The following is a 14,147-nucleotide window of genomic DNA, read 5'->3' as shown; positions in this document are numbered from 1 at the left end:
CTCGCAGTTGTTGTCGTTTTGGAGCCGCATAACGACAACTAATGCGAGTCAGTTGGGTTGCCACGCTGGCACAGTCCCACAAAACCGCCCAGGTGCTCCAGCCCTTCCGGTTGGGTGGGCAGGTAGTTGGTCAGCTCCGGTGAGCGTACGACGACGGCGCGCCACTGACCGCGCGACACCGCCACATTGATTCGGTTGCGCGAGAGCAGGAACTCCATGCCGCGCGGTACCTCGGCGGCAGCGGACGCAGCCATGGAGACGATCACCACGGGAGCTTCCTGGCCCTGGAACTTGTCCACGGTCCCCACCCGCACGCCGCGAAGTCCAGCCGCTCTCAGTTCGTGCTGGATGAGCTGCACCTGGGCGTTATAGGCAGCCACTACGAGGATGTCCTTTTCAAGCAGCGGCCGCTCCTCGGGTGATTCGCGAGGGTCCAGCCAAGCCGGGCCAAGGTGTGCCCTGACTTGGCGGACTACCTCCGCAGCTTCTTCCGGAGACTGGGTGGAATTTCCGCTGTGCGGGACGTAAACGCACTCGACGCCGGCCCGAACTCCGGAGAGCCGCCGCCCGGAGGCAGCCGGTGCCGAATGCAGCCGACCATCGTAAGACAGTTCAGACACCGCAGCGCACAAATCCGGGTGCATGCGCCACGACGTCGCCAGGAAGTAGCCGAGCTCCGCGGGCAGCGTGTGCAGACCGTGGGCCAGCCAGCCGAGTGCAGACTCATCGACCGGTTCGGGGTGCTTGCCTTGGGTGACTTGGGGAAGTTGCTGGGGGTCGCCGAGGAGCAGGAGTCTCTTTGTTGCCCGGCTCACGGCGAGGGTGTTGGCGAGGGAGAACTGACCGGCTTCGTCGATGACGAGCAAGTCCAGGGATCCGGCGGGCACGGAGCTTCCCGTCATAACCCAGGCAGTGCCGCCGATGAGGCAACCGCCTGGTGCGGCGAGGAGGCGGGCGACGTCCTTGTCCTTGCGCCGGCTCCACGGCACGTCGCCATCGTGCTTCATATCCTTGGCGACAACGTCGGGATTCACCCCGGCCTCAATTGCCGTGCAAAGCATGTTCTCAATCATGGCGTTCGATTGGCCCACTACCCCGACCTTCCAACCTTTCGCCACCAATCGGGCCACGACGCGTGAGCCGACATAGGTCTTCCCCGTGCCGGGAGGGCCTTGGACTGCGACGTAGGAATGGTCGAGGTTGTTGACAGCGGCTGTCACGGCATTGACATACCCATCGTCTCCGGGCTCGACCACGGGCAGGGCCCCAAGGCTTTTCAGCCGGGGCGGGATGCGACGCAGCAGGTCCAAAGCCGGGTCCTTCGGCCATGACGGCAGACTGGAGCGTACCTCGATGGCCAGTTCCGAGAGGGCCGCGCGCTGACCTTTTGTGTTGACGGGAGCATCCGGCGTGAGTGCCATGGGCAGCTGCTGGAAAGGGGACGTTTTGCTGGGCAGGATCTCCCGGACCAGAACTGTATCGCCGGCTTCCTTGGCAGCTTGGTCCTCTCCGGCTCCGTCAGCAGGGCCGTAACCGCCGACCTCCAGGATTTCGGTTCCCCCTGCTCCTGACCTGCCCTGGGCACTAAATGCCTTGCCGTCGAACGCCTCCGGCACGGGTGGACCGTACATCCGGAAGTACGTCTTACCGGATCCGAAGCCTGATCCTTCGGCTGCGCGGCCGAAGAACAGCACATCCCTTGAGGGGTTCCGCTTTCCAGGCAGTATGCCCCAGTCACGCACCACTTCGCCGCCTTCCACGATGAAGCAGTCCCTCGTGTCTTCCCATTCGGAGACGGGCCGGTCCAGGCGGTCGAAGTGTCCCCACCAGAATTGCTTGTCCTCACGCCGGTGAAAGCCGACCGCGGCCGCCACCATGGCCACCGCCCGGTTGTCGTCGGAGCGGAGGGAATCGTCCGGCAAGTCCGCAAGGTAGTCGAGGAGGGCTGTTTCCTCCGGCGCGGCCTCGTACTTGTCCGGCTCAGTCTCCGCGGGTAGCTCGGGTCCCGAAGGAACCGGAAAACCGGGTTCAATGGAGCGTTCCGCTGCCAGGCCCAGCAGCCAATTCCGCAGTTCGAGAGTGGAGAGGCAGTCGTATTCGTTGTAGTCGGAAATACCCGCCAGGATCGTTGCCGCTTCATCCTCGCGGTTCGCGTCCCGGGCCGTGCAGTAGTTGGCGTAGGCAACCACGGAGGCTCCGGCGTCGGTCACTTCGCCCGAACGCAAATGCTTGCCCATATACAGGGGCTCGAGTTTCTTGATGCTGTACGAGTCCTCAGAGATGCGGATGCTGTGCCGCACGGTGTCGTAGAGGTCCACCAGCACGCCTTCGCGGAGGAGGTTGTCCACGGCGGCTTCGCCCACAGTGTGGATGACCGACAGGTTCCGCAGCGCGGTTTTCTCGTAGGCAGCGTAGTGGTAGATCCGCATATCCGGATACTTCATGCGGCGTTCTTCCACGTACTCGAGGAACTCGACGAACGCCTGCCGTTCCTGAGCCCGGGAATGTGCCCAGAACGGTTTGAACACCGGAGATTCGCCCGGCTCGGTCGGATTTTCGATAACCCCGAACAAGTACTCCAGTCCCCAGCGGCCGGTTACGGGGTCTTGCCACAGGGGGTCTCCTTCGAAGTCAAAGAAGATGTCTCCCGCGTCGGGCCGGGGGAGCCGGGCCAGGGAGTTGGACTCCAGAACGGAATAGCTGATGCTCTTCGCTGTGCCCGTCTTGTCGGTGTAATTGACTGTGCCATCGGGTGTGGCTGTTCCGGTTTGCAGTCGGGCTTGTTCCTGCAGACGACGTGTGGCGGAATCCGCGGCGTCGGGCATCTCAGCAAGGGCGTCGATGGTGAAGATACCGTTTTCCATGAGCTTCTTGCGCCGGCTGATTCTCATCCCCGCCACCATCAGCAGATCCCGGTGGAGGCGCACTTGTTCTTTGCAGTAGTCGCAGCGACCGCACGCCGTGACTCCGGGCGCGCCCCATTGGATAGCCTCCAAGCGCGATCGGTGCGCGTCCGTCAATGCGAGGAATCGGTCCCGGCGTTCACGGAACACCGGCAGGACATCGGCGAGCCGGTGGTCGCTGTGCACATAGTCGAAGCCGCCACGGCCGTCCGATCCAGCAAGGTCCCGCTGGATGGTAGCCCCGAGGACAAGGGTCAGATCCGGGGCCGGAGTGATTCCCGCCTTGAGCAGCTGTTCGCCGTAGGCAGCCAGTTGCAACAGCGCAGTGACCTTGGCGTGGCGGGCGAGCTTGGTGTCGTAGACCGCGTAGCTGCCGTCCGGCTGTTTGACGAGGAAATCGGACCGTCCGTGAAACTGACCGTCGAAGAATGCCGCCTGGAAGACCACATCCGCGCCGGATCGCAACGCCTCGATGGATTCCGCATGCTTGGCTTGCAGGGTGGCGCGGTCCATCGCTTTGGCGGGAACGACGTCGAACACGCCAGTGCGCGCCAGCGGATCCCAGGTGCCGAACTCGGCCACGAAACGGTCCAGCACCCCGTGCTCGTGAACGTCGCCCAGCGCGGCGGTCCGTTCCAGCATTTCGTCGACGTCGAAGGCCGGCTTCTGCGAGCGGCCCAGCTTCTCGTCCAACTTGCGCAGCAACTGGTACTCGCACGTGGAGGCCGTCACGAGGTCGCTGGCGGAAAACACCAAATCCTGCGGTTGCCTTGCATCTACTGAATCGAGAAAAAACACCGTGCCCCCAGACCGTTGAGCTGATGAAGCCAAGCTATCAGTGCGCTCCGACAGTAAGGCAGCCTGGCAGAGGGACTCAGCCGCCGAGACGGAGAGTGATCACCAGGCCGATCAGCGCGACCACGCCGGCCAGGAGCATCGCTGCCCTTGGATTGCCGAAGTTGAGGGTCCATCCCAGACCGAAGCGGCGCGGAACCATCAGCGCGTGGTCTTCGCGGTTGACGTAGAACAAGCCGCTCCGCCAGTATTGGTCGTCCTCCCGGTGGGTCAGTCCGGTGTCCTCCTCGCCCTCGTCCCGTGCGCGGTTGTTCCTGGCGAAGACAACGACTGCTACCGCGACGGCGGCCAGGATCGGGAGCGCGACCACGAGCGGCGCCCACGGCGTGACCGTTCCCGTCCACATCAGCAACGATGATCCCAGCATCGCCAGGTCGATCATCGCGAGCAATCCGAGGAGTGCTTTGGCACCCAGCAACATATAGCGGCGGTGCCAGTGCGCGGAGCCTGCCGGGTGCGCCGGGTCGATGTCGGGCCGGCTGCGGAAGAGGATCGCCGCCGCGATACCCACGAGCAGTGCGGTCACGCCGATTTGCACGAATACCAGCGAAAAGGCGGTGCCGATCGATTTGGCGGCCAATCGGTTGGGCATGCCTTTCGCACCGTAGTGCACCGCGAGCACATCGGGCATGGACGGGTAGCTGATCACGCCGATCACAACAGTGGCGATAGTGATGATCAACGCCGGCGCCAGCCAGAGCCAGGGAAAACGCGGTGGATCGGTCCGCAATTCGGTGTCCACCGCGATGACTTGGTGCACGCCCTCATACCAACCTCCGGCGGCCTTGGCGGCCCGGATTTCGTGGTTGGCCAGGAAGAAGCAGCCGTACCAGAAGCCGACGAGCACCAGCACCGAGAGCGGCAGTAGCAACGTTTCGCCTGTCATTCCGTAAATGGCAAGGCAGACCCCGATGGCGACGATCCCGCTCAGGAGAACCCTCCAACGATAGATGCGGGTCTGCCTGACAACGGTCGGGTCGTCGGCACGCTGGGCCGGTACGCGGACCCCGAAGGGAACCGTCGGGCTGTTGATCGCGGGCAGGACCAGCGCGATGGCGAGCACCAGTGCCGCCAACGCGGAGCTCAGGACAATGGCAACGGTCATGGTGTTTCCTCTGGCTGCGTGGTTCCAAATGAATCGAGTATCGACCGGCAGGACTTGAGAACTTCGTCGGCCGATAGTCCCCTCGCGACGGCTTCGGCCAGCAGGGTCCGTGCCCTCCCGGCCCATTCCGCGCCGAACGGCGGGTCCGCGACCATCGGGGTCACCACCGCGCCGGTCTTTCGGTTGAGCTGGATCAGGCCTTGCTGGCGCAACAGGTCATAGGCTTTGTTCACGGTGTGGAAATTGATCCCGAAGTCCGCGGCGAGCGTCCTGGTGGCCGGCAACGAGCTGCCCTCGGCCAGCACGCCGTCGGCGATCGCCTCCACGATCTGGTCCCGCAGCTGCTGGTAGATCGGCACGTCGCTGGCTAGGTCTATGTTGAGGATCATCCCTCACACCTCCGTCTTTATTATATAAGTTATAGAACAAGTAGCGGAAGATCCCCACTACCCGGAAAGCAGGCTCCGAATGACCCCGTCAGACGCCCCAACCTCCCAAGACCCCGCCTTCGAAGCCGCGTACCAGGCAGCCCAAAAGGGCCTTCGCGAAGGCGGCATTCCCATCGGCGCAGCACTCGCGCGTGGTGGCGTGGTGATCGCGAGCGGGCACAACGAACGCGTCCAAAACGGCGATCCCATCGCGCACGGAGAAATGTCGGCTCTCCGCGCAGCGGGCCGGCAGAAGAGCTACCGGGACACAACCCTCTATACGACCCTCGCGCCGTGTGCCATGTGCACGGGCACCATCATCCAGTTCAAAATCCCGCGTGTGGTGGTGGGGGAGGCCCGCACCTTCGACGGCGAATTCGAGCTGCTGCGGTCCAGGGGCGTGGAGGTGGTGGTCCTCGATGACCAGCGGTGCGTGGACATGATGCGCACGTTCCAGGAAGAGAATCCGGAACTGTGGGCCGAGGACATCGCCGAGTAAATCCGGCGGGAGCAAACAGCATCTGGCCACAGCCAAAGCCCAAGCGTAGGCTGACAGCATCGGCGTCGGTGCCGGGGGTCCGCGTCGATACCCAATCGATCAAGGAGGACTCATGAGTGTTGTGCGCGAATTCATGTCCACCAATGCCCAGTGCGTCAAGGAAGAGCAGTCGCTGCGTGACGCGGCTGTCCTGATGCGCGATCTGGACGTCGGTTCGCTGCCGATCTGCGGCAACGATGGAAAACTCAAAGGATTCATCACTGACCGCGACATTGTGGTCAAGTGCGTTGCTGAGGGACTGGATGCTGACCGGCTGACCGCGGCAGATCTCGCCCAGGGCACGCCGATCTGGATCGATGCAGATGCCAGCGTCGATGCCGCCATCGACCTGATGGAAAAGCACCAGATCCGGCGCCTTCCGGTCATCACCGACCACAAGTTGGTGGGCATCATCAGCCAGGGCGACATCGCCCGCAACTACACCGAGGAGCGCGTAGGTGAATTGGTGGAGCACATCTCCGCCAGGACCCCCATGGCGCAACTGGGCTAACCGCAACTTTCGCACCCATCAAGCGTCACGGCCCGCCGGCCGTGGCGCTTCCATATGTGGGTATTCCGCGCCGTCTTTAGCCACGGCGAACCCGTAAGGCAAAATGTCATGGTGACCCATCTTCCCCAAAACCAGTCAGCACAGCACCAGTCAGCAGACGCCGCCATCCATGCACTGATCGCCGAAGAGCTCGGTGTGAAGTCCTGGCAGGTCAAGGCCGCGGTTGACTTGCTCGACGCCGGATCCACCGTCCCGTTTATCGCCCGGTACCGCAAGGAAGTCACCGGGACGCTCGATGACACCCAGCTGCGCGAGCTCGAGGAACGGCTCCGGTACCTGCGCGACCTGGAGGACCGCCGTCGAACGGTCCTTGAGGCGATTGCCGCGCAAGGCAAGCTGACTCCGGAACTGGAGGCCGCCGTCGTCGGGGCCGATACCAAGTCCCGGCTCGAAGACATCTATCTGCCCTTCAAATCAAAGCGTCGCACCAAAGCGCAGATCGCCCGCGAGGCCGGCCTCGAGCCGCTCGCCGATGCGCTTCTCGCGAACCCGCAGCTCGAACCCGAGGGTGAGGCCGCCAAGTACCTGAACGCCGAGCACTCCATCGACGACGCCTCCGCGGCGCTCGCCGGCGCCCGCTCGATCCTCGTGGAGCGGGTATCCCAGGACCCCGATCTCGCCGAAACGCTGCGCGAGCGGTTGTGGACGCAAGGGCGGATGGTTTCGCGCGTGAAAAAGGGCCAGGAAACCGAGGGGCAGAAGTTCAAGGACTACTTCGAGTTCTCCCAGGTGCCTTCCGGCATGCCCGGCCACCGCGTGCTCGCGCTCTTGCGCGGCGAGAACGACGGCGTCCTTGAGCTTGATCTCGCCGAGGCAGAACCAGCCGACGACGACGCCCTGGCCGCCGCGCGCGGCCGGTACGAGAACGCCGTGGCCAAGTGCCTCGGGGTCGCCGAGCGTGGCCGACCCGCCGATTCGTGGCTTGTGCAGACCGCCCAGATCGCCTGGCGCTCGCGCATCCTTGACCGTTTGAGCAATGATCTGCGCGGCCGCATGTTCGCGCAGGCCGAGGATGAAGCCGTCCGGGTGTTCGCCGCCAACCTCCGCGACGTGCTCCTCGCCGCTCCCGCCGGAAACCGCGCCACGCTGGGCCTGGACCCGGGACTGCGCACGGGTGTGAAGGTGGCTGTCGTCGATGGCACCGGCAAGGTCGTGGCCACCGATACCGTCTATCCCCACGCCCCGGCAAAGAAGTGGGACGAGGCCTTGGTGACGCTGGAGCGCCTGGCGCGGCAGCACGGCGTCGAGCTCGTGGCGATCGGCAACGGCACGGCGTCGCGCGAAACGGACAAGCTCGCCGTGCAGCTCATCAAGTCGCTGGCAGCATCCGGCGGGCCGACGCTGCAGAAACTCGTGGTCTCCGAGGCAGGTGCGTCCGTGTACTCGGCGTCTGCGCTCGCGGCCGCGGAACTGCCCGGCATGGACGTGTCCTTGCGCGGGGCAGTTTCGATCGCCCGACGCTTGCAGGATCCGCTGGCTGAATTGGTGAAGATCGAACCGAAGTCGATCGGCGTGGGGCAGTACCAGCACGATGTCACGGCTGCCAAGCTCGACCGTTCGCTGGACGCCGTCGTCGAGGACTGCGTGAACGCGGTGGGCGTGGACGTGAACACGGCGTCGCCCGCGCTGCTGGCCCGGGTGGCCGGCGTCGGGCCGCTCCTGAGCGAAAACATTGTGGCGTACCGCAACGAGAACGGCCCCTTCGCTAAGCGGGCCGACCTCAAGAAGGTGCCGCGGCTGGGTGCCAAGGCTTTTGAGCAGTGCGCGGGCTTCCTGCGGATCACCGGGGGAGCCGAACCGCTCGACGCGTCCAGCGTCCACCCGGAGGCGTATTCGGTGGCTCGGAAGATCGTGGCTGCTGCCCGTGGAGCTGCCATGTCCTCCCTGGATCCGCAAGCGTTCGTGGATGGGACGTTCGGCCTGCCCACCGTGCGCGACATCATGTCCGAGCTCGAAAAGCCGGGCCGTGACCCCCGTCCGGCATTCGCCGCGGCAACGTTCTCCGAAGGCATCGAGAAGATCTCCGACCTCAAGCCCGGCATGATCCTGGAAGGCACTGTCACCAATGTGGCGGCGTTCGGGGCTTTCGTGGATGTCGGAGTGCACCAGGACGGCCTGGTCCACGTGTCCGCGCTGGCCAACAAGTTCGTGTCCGATCCCCGCGAGATCGTGAAATCCGGACAGGTCGTGCGGGTGAAGGTCCTCGAGGCGGATCCGGAGCGGAAGCGGATTTCGCTCACCCTCAGGCTCGACGACGAACCCGGCACCGCGGGCGGGTCCGGTTCGCGAGGCGGCGGGCGTGAGCGAGGCCCGGCAGCGCCGGCTGGACAGCGCGCGAAGGCGGTTCCTGCTAAGGGTGCGCCCGCTCGCAATGCGGTTCCTGCGAAGGCGGTTCCCGCGAAGGCGGCTCCCCAGGCGCCGGTCAACACGGCCATGGCGGAAGCCCTCCGGAGGGCCGGGCTGGGGAAGTAATCGCGCCACTTTTTAGGCATTACGTGGGTGCAGGCCGACAGCTGAGTTCTGGAACGCAGCGAAGGGCCTGCACCCACGATTTCGAGCAAAGCGCTTTGAATAGCACCATGTAGAAGATCAGCAGCGTTAGCTTGTGCCAGGGGGAGCATGGTTCGAATGCGCACGCCGAGCCGTCTTCACCAAAGGGCCTAACCGCCATCTTCGATGAAACTACTCATTCGCCCCAAGCAAGAACACTCATTTTGCCGCCAGACAACACTCAATTCGGCGCTATCAGCACCTAGTCGCAACTTTCGTCTAACAAATGCAACTTACGATTGTCACTCACTCGCTACAACTCAAAGGGGAGAGAAATGGGCATTGGGAAGAAAATACGAAGCGTGCGCCGCCTACGTGTCCTTTTCTCGGCAGGAGGGGTGATCATTTCCTGTGGATAAGGTGAAAACCACGCCTTGGTTGGCCATCATCACGACCCAGTTGGTTGCAGCGCTTGGGCTGCTGGCGTTGCTCGTTCGATTCGACGCCCGCTGGTATGACTACATTTGGGTCGTCGCCTTGGTGGCCTACGAGATCTTGGTTATTCGGGCGCTCGTCCGTCGGCAGAACAAGTAGCCGGAAACGGTTAAACGACGGCGGCACCCGGGTTCCTTTCCTTAGGAACCGGAGCGCCGCCGTCGTTCGCGTCTAGCTCGAGCCGTTACGGTGCCGGGATCGGGAAGAAAGCCCGCGGATCCTGCAACAAGGCCGGGTAGTCGAAGTCCGTGCGGTCGACGATCTTGGTGACCTCGAAGTTGCGACCGAAACGGCCGTCTTCCAGGGTGATCGGCCGGCCGAGGATCTTGCCCAGGGCAAACTTGGCGCCGCCCTCGACGGGGACGAGGACAGGAGTGTTGCCGGGGAGCGTCCGGAACGCCTCGTCCTGGCGCTGGCGGTTGCGCGTGGGCTTCTTCACCAGCTGCTTCGGGGCCTTGCGGGCGGTCTTGCCCGGACGGCGGGATTTCTCTGACTCGTAGACGAACTGGTAGCCGTCGCCGTCGCTGTTGGCGGCCTTGGCCTTGCCTGCTGCCGGCATCCCCACTTTGTCGATCTTCTCAGGTTCAACGTCGCCCACCGGGGCGCGAAGCACCCAGATGAAGTCGTCGTAGGGGTCTTCAGGAATGAACTCGTGGCTTGGCTCAGGCCAGAGGTACTCCAAGTCATTCGGAGTGTCAGGGAAGAGCTCGGCGTAGAAGCGCGGCTCCTTCTGGAGCAGCTTGGAGCGGTGGCTTAGGTGGAAATCGGCGTCGCCCAGCCATGGCGGCATCGGAATCCTGGAAACATAGTCCGGGTGGGCTGCCTGGGGTGCGAACTCGGTGATGCTGGCGCGGGTGTTGTCCGGGTTGCCGCGGGCCACCCATTCGTCCACCATGGCCAGGCCGTAGAGAGTAAGGGCGGGGACGTAGCCCATCCACATGCGGATAGCGGGGTGGGAGGGCCGGCCGAACTCGGGGATCACTAGTGCGCGAAGGATCTGCAGTGCTTCGACACGCTGCTTGCCAAGCCTTGCGGTGTCCAAGACGGCAGCACTTTGCTTGAAATCGGGGAACGGGAGGAAGGTCTGCATCCTTTCAGTTTGGCGGTCGAAGGGCGCAGAACCAAGTTGGGGATGTGTGGTCTTCCCCTCGCTCGTGTTATCGGGGGCCTGATGATCGCCGTTGGACGTCCGGCCCGTTGAGTATTCGTCCTACTCTTGTCGGGTGGAAACTTTTGGCGAATCGACGACGACGGCGGCACCTCCGGTTGCCGAACTGCACCTGCACATCGAGGGGACGCTTCAGCCCGAGCTGATTTTCGCGCTCGCGGAACGGAACGCGATTGAGCTTCCGTACGCGGATTTGGACGAGCTGCGCGCACGGTACGAGTTCACGGATCTGCAGTCATTCCTGGATCTGTACTACGCCAACATGGCCGTGTTGCGCACCGAGCAGGATTTTGCGGACATGACTAGGGCCTATTTGGCACGCGCGGCGGCGGGTGGCGTGCGGCACGTCGAGGTCATGATGGATCCGCAGGCGCACATCTCACGCGGGGTGGCACTGGAGACGTGCGTGAACGGCGTTGCATCTGCGCTCGCGACGTCGGTGGGCGAGTTCGGTGTCTCGACCCTCCTTATTGCCGCGTTCCTGAGGGACATGTCCGAGGAATCTGCGCTGGAGGTTTTGGACCAGCTTCTCGCGATGAAGGCGCCGATTGCGGGCATCGGCCTGGACTCGGCCGAGGTGGGCAATCCGCCGTCGAAGTTCGAACGGCTGTACCGCCGCGCGGCGGAGGCCGGACTGCGACGGATCGCGCACGCCGGCGAGGAAGGCCCCGCTTCGTATGTGTACGAGGCTCTCGATCTGCTCGGTGCCGAGAGGATCGACCACGGCATCCGGTGCATGGAAGATCCGGCCCTCGTGGAGCGGTTGGTGGCCGAGCAGGTTCCCCTCACAGTGTGCCCCCTGTCCAATGTCCGGCTGCGCGCCGTGGACACCTTGGCCGATCACCCTTTGCCTGCGATGTTGGCAGCCGGCCTGAATGTCAGTGTGAACTCGGACGATCCCGCGTATTTTGGCGGCTACGTGGACGACAACTTCGAGCAGCTTGTCGCCGTGCACGGGTTGTCTGTTGGCGACCGGGCACGCCTGGCTGCGAACTCGGTGCGTTCATCGTTCGCGGACGAGGCACGGAAGGCCGAACTGTTGGCCGAGGTTTCGGAGTGGGAGAACGTTTCAGGGGAGTAGGGGGACAAGACAGTACCCCAACCGCGAGCTACCGACCGGTATCCGAGACCCATCCATCACTTGTCGCCGTTTGGCCGTAATAGTGGGACACGACACACGGTGTTTACCAAGAATAGTCGCCAGAATTTACAGAACATTGGCAGACTGCTGAAGGAATGTTCGCCGTTGAAGGAGACCCAGTGGCCAAGTCCACCGTCGAAAAAAGCAGTGCCCGCCTCAAGACCGTCCTGGACGTCTTGGCTGAGGGAACGTGGTCCGAGAAGTCGTTGAATGCCGGCGAGATCCTGGCAGAGGCGATTGTCCGTGTCCCGCTGGATGAGCGCGAGAGTGAGCTGCTCAGTGGAGGCATTCCACGCGGCCACAAGAGCCTGACGACTGAGACCGCCAAGCTCGTCAAGGCCGGCTGGCTGGTCAAGGGCCGTTCGGGCTGGACCATCACCGACGACGGCCTTCGTGCCACGGTCGCTTTCGCCAAGCCGGACGAGTTCGCCAGTGCCTTGGCTGAGGGTACCCCTGTCCCTGCAGATACCCCACTTCCCACGGCCCCCGCCAAGAAGGCCGTTGCCAGGAAGCCCGCGGCCAAGAAGGCTCCCGCTGCGGAAAAGGCACCGGCAGCTAAAGCAGCCGCGGAAAAGGCTCCCGCCGCCAAGGCGGCGCCTAAGAAAGCTGCAGCACCCAAAGCGACTGCCGCCGTCGAGAAACTCGAGCAGCCGTCCGCCGTCGCGATCGCTGGTGACTTCAACACGATTCTCGGCGCGCCGGAGGACTGGGCTCCGCAGTACGACGAGGTGCAGATGAAGTTCAATTCCCGCCGTAAGGTGTGGACCCTCGCGGCCACGCTGCCTGCCGGTTTCTACACCTACAAGATCGCGCTGAACCGCTCGTGGGACGAGAACTACGGTGCGTTCGGCGCTCGTGATGGCGCCAACCACGAGCTGAACCACGACGGCGGCAAGATCACCTTCACGTACGACCACGCCACGCGCGACATCGTCACGGCTTAGCCCTAATTCCCAGGTTTTCTCCAAGTTCAAATCCGGGCTTGGAGAAAACCTGGGAACAAAGCGCCCGGGCTCCGAGGTTAGTGTAGGTCAACAGGACTTAACCGAGGAGCCAGCGATGACCGATGCCACCTTCCGCCACAACGTTGACCGCGAACGCTTTGAAGTGCTCGCTGATGGCCACGTGATCGGTAAGGCCGCGTACAAAGCGTACGACGACGGCGGGTCCCCGCAGCGGATTTTCTACCACACCGTGATCAACGAGGAGTTCGGCGGCCAAGGGCTGGCGGGCAGGCTCGCCGAAGTTGCCTTGGACGAGACTGTGAGCGAGGGACTCGGGATCGTGCCGGTGTGCCCTTTCATCAAGAAGTTCCTCACCAAGCACTCGGAATACGCTGCGAATGTGACTGCCCCGACGCTGGCGCATTTGGAGTACCTCAACGCGGCCCTCGTTCCGGCTTCCAGGGCCTAAAAGCGGCGGGTCGCGCCGCCGTCGAGCCTCACGAATACATCAATGAACCCGGAGTCGTGAGAACCTCGCCGGTCTCCAGCCAGGTCTTGAGGCCGGAGAGGATCATCGGCCAACCGCCGTAGATCTGGTCGTTGCCGCCTTCGCGCAGGTCACTGTGGGTGACGGTCAGGTGGCAGGAGTCGCCTACGGGTTCGATCTCCCAAGTGACGCGTGACGTGCCCTCGGCCTTTACGTCCTCGCCCCAGAGCGCGCGCATGGTCTGGACGAGCCGGCGCGGGGGATCGACCTCCACGTTTTCGCCTTCGCCGAGGACCATTCCGTTGGCCTTGGGATTGTGCATCTCGTAGTGCCCCCCCGGCGTCCAGTCCGCAGTGTGGGTGTTGCCGAACTGGTACTTGCTGCGGGTGTCGCTGTCCGTGATGGCTTCCCAAAGCCGCTCCGGAGTGGTCTTGATGTAGATTTCGAAGATCTTTTCCACGGGAGTTTCCAATCTCGTCTTGAGGTCGCTCAACGCAGCGGCCCACGGTTCTGCATATTTGCTCACCCAACGGTCGTGGACGAGCCTGATGGGTACCGGATTCAGGTAATGGAGCTTTTCGCGACCACGACGGCGGGTCACAACCAGCCCGGCTTCCTCAAGGATCTTGAGGTGCTTCATGATCCCGAAACGGGTCATGTCGAACCGTGCTTCAAGCGCGCTGAGCGTCTGCCCGTCCTCGCGGAAGAGCTCGTCGAGCAGATCCCTGCGGGTGGGGTCGGAGAGTGCCTTGAAGACGGCGTCCATGCATTCAGAATAGGTGACCGTTTGGTCACATGTCAATGGATTCGGGTGGACTTCAACTGGGCAGGCTCATGTCCGGGTGGGTCTGAAGTGGTGGTTGCGTCGGGGTGTTTGGCGGGGGTCGACGTGGGGCGGTGGTTTGAACCATGGCACCCCTGTTTCCATGGTGATGGTCCAGTGTTCTTTGTGGATGACGTGGTGGTGGTGGCTGCATTATGCCGATGTCCGGATTATGCCGACGTTTGCTGTTGTGGCCTGA

Annotated in this window: 12 protein-coding genes and 1 pseudogene; 7 read left to right on the top strand and 6 right to left on the bottom strand. The window is 63.5% G+C overall.

Annotation, left to right across the window (positions count from 1 at the left end; all coding sequences use genetic code 11):
* Nucleotides 1-38: 38 nt before the first annotated feature.
* The 3 genes from ABD742_RS17545 to ABD742_RS17535 all read right to left on the bottom strand — a co-directional run bounded on the left by ABD742_RS17545 (nt 39) and on the right by ABD742_RS17535 (nt 5,252).
* The gene (locus tag ABD742_RS17545; RefSeq protein WP_234753269.1) at nt 39-3,701 is read right to left on the bottom strand and encodes a TM0106 family RecB-like putative nuclease; all 3,663 of its coding nucleotides are present in this window, start codon (nt 3,699-3,701) and stop codon (nt 39-41) included.
* A 76-nt stretch (nt 3,702-3,777) separates the two neighbouring features.
* Entirely contained in the window at nt 3,778-4,863 is a 1,086-nt protein-coding gene (locus ABD742_RS17540; RefSeq protein WP_234753270.1) for a DUF1648 domain-containing protein, read from the bottom strand.
* Nucleotides 4,860-5,252, bottom strand: a complete 393-nt coding sequence (locus tag ABD742_RS17535; RefSeq protein WP_234753271.1) for a GntR family transcriptional regulator — start codon at nt 5,250-5,252, stop codon at nt 4,860-4,862. Before ABD742_RS17535 ends, ABD742_RS17540 begins: the two co-directional genes overlap by 4 nt.
* A 79-nt stretch (nt 5,253-5,331) precedes the next feature.
* Between ABD742_RS17535 and ABD742_RS17530 the strand changes: the two genes are divergently transcribed.
* The 4 genes from ABD742_RS17530 to ABD742_RS17515 all read left to right on the top strand — a co-directional run bounded on the left by ABD742_RS17530 (nt 5,332) and on the right by ABD742_RS17515 (nt 9,484).
* Nucleotides 5,332-5,790 carry a nucleoside deaminase gene (locus ABD742_RS17530; RefSeq protein ID WP_234753272.1) on the top strand — a complete coding sequence of 153 codons (459 nt, stop codon included), beginning with the start codon at nt 5,332-5,334 and terminating at the stop codon, nt 5,788-5,790.
* A gap of 112 nt (nt 5,791-5,902) precedes the next feature.
* Complete coding sequence (locus ABD742_RS17525; RefSeq protein ID WP_234753273.1) at nt 5,903-6,340, top strand: CBS domain-containing protein; 438 nt, start codon at nt 5,903-5,905, stop codon at nt 6,338-6,340.
* Between the two features lie 108 nt (nt 6,341-6,448).
* Nucleotides 6,449-8,872 (top strand): Tex family protein, encoded by a 2,424-nt coding sequence (locus ABD742_RS17520; protein ID WP_234753274.1) that lies wholly within the window; start codon nt 6,449-6,451, stop codon nt 8,870-8,872.
* 438 nt (nt 8,873-9,310) lie between these two features.
* Nucleotides 9,311-9,484, top strand: coding sequence for a hypothetical protein (locus ABD742_RS17515; RefSeq protein WP_234753275.1), 174 nt, complete (start codon nt 9,311-9,313; stop codon nt 9,482-9,484).
* 85 nt (nt 9,485-9,569) lie between these two features.
* Here ABD742_RS17515 and ABD742_RS17510 read toward each other — a convergent pair whose 3' ends face one another.
* Complete coding sequence (locus ABD742_RS17510; protein WP_234753276.1) at nt 9,570-10,475, bottom strand: MSMEG_6728 family protein; 906 nt, start codon at nt 10,473-10,475, stop codon at nt 9,570-9,572.
* A 133-nt stretch (nt 10,476-10,608) separates the two neighbouring features.
* On the opposite strand from ABD742_RS17510, the gene ABD742_RS17505 reads away from it, so the two are divergent.
* The 3 genes from ABD742_RS17505 to ABD742_RS17495 all read left to right on the top strand — a co-directional run bounded on the left by ABD742_RS17505 (nt 10,609) and on the right by ABD742_RS17495 (nt 13,107).
* A complete protein-coding gene (locus ABD742_RS17505; protein WP_234753277.1) occupies nt 10,609-11,634 on the top strand; it encodes an adenosine deaminase in 1,026 nt (341 codons plus the stop codon).
* 179 nt (nt 11,635-11,813) lie between these two features.
* Entirely contained in the window at nt 11,814-12,638 is an 825-nt protein-coding gene (locus tag ABD742_RS17500) for a pullulanase X25 domain-containing protein (RefSeq protein ID WP_234753278.1), read from the top strand.
* Nucleotides 12,639-12,753: 115 nt separating this feature from the next.
* The gene (locus tag ABD742_RS17495; protein ID WP_234753279.1) at nt 12,754-13,107 is read left to right on the top strand and encodes a GNAT family N-acetyltransferase; all 354 of its coding nucleotides are present in this window, start codon (nt 12,754-12,756) and stop codon (nt 13,105-13,107) included.
* A 28-nt stretch (nt 13,108-13,135) separates the two neighbouring features.
* Here ABD742_RS17495 and ABD742_RS17490 read toward each other — a convergent pair whose 3' ends face one another.
* Nucleotides 13,136-13,891 carry an ArsR/SmtB family transcription factor gene (locus tag ABD742_RS17490; protein ID WP_234753280.1) on the bottom strand — a complete coding sequence of 252 codons (756 nt, stop codon included), beginning with the start codon at nt 13,889-13,891 and terminating at the stop codon, nt 13,136-13,138.
* A gap of 66 nt (nt 13,892-13,957) precedes the next feature.
* Nucleotides 13,958-14,101: pseudogene (locus tag ABD742_RS24405) on the bottom strand (DUF222 domain-containing protein); the annotation flags it as partial.
* Nucleotides 14,102-14,147 lie beyond the last annotated feature (46 nt).

The sequence above is a fragment of the Arthrobacter ramosus genome (assembly GCF_039535095.1).
GTDB lineage: Bacteria > Actinomycetota > Actinomycetes > Actinomycetales > Micrococcaceae > Arthrobacter > Arthrobacter ramosus.
Note: the sequence above shows the minus strand (reverse complement) of the source record. Positions and strands in the feature narration are given on the sequence as shown.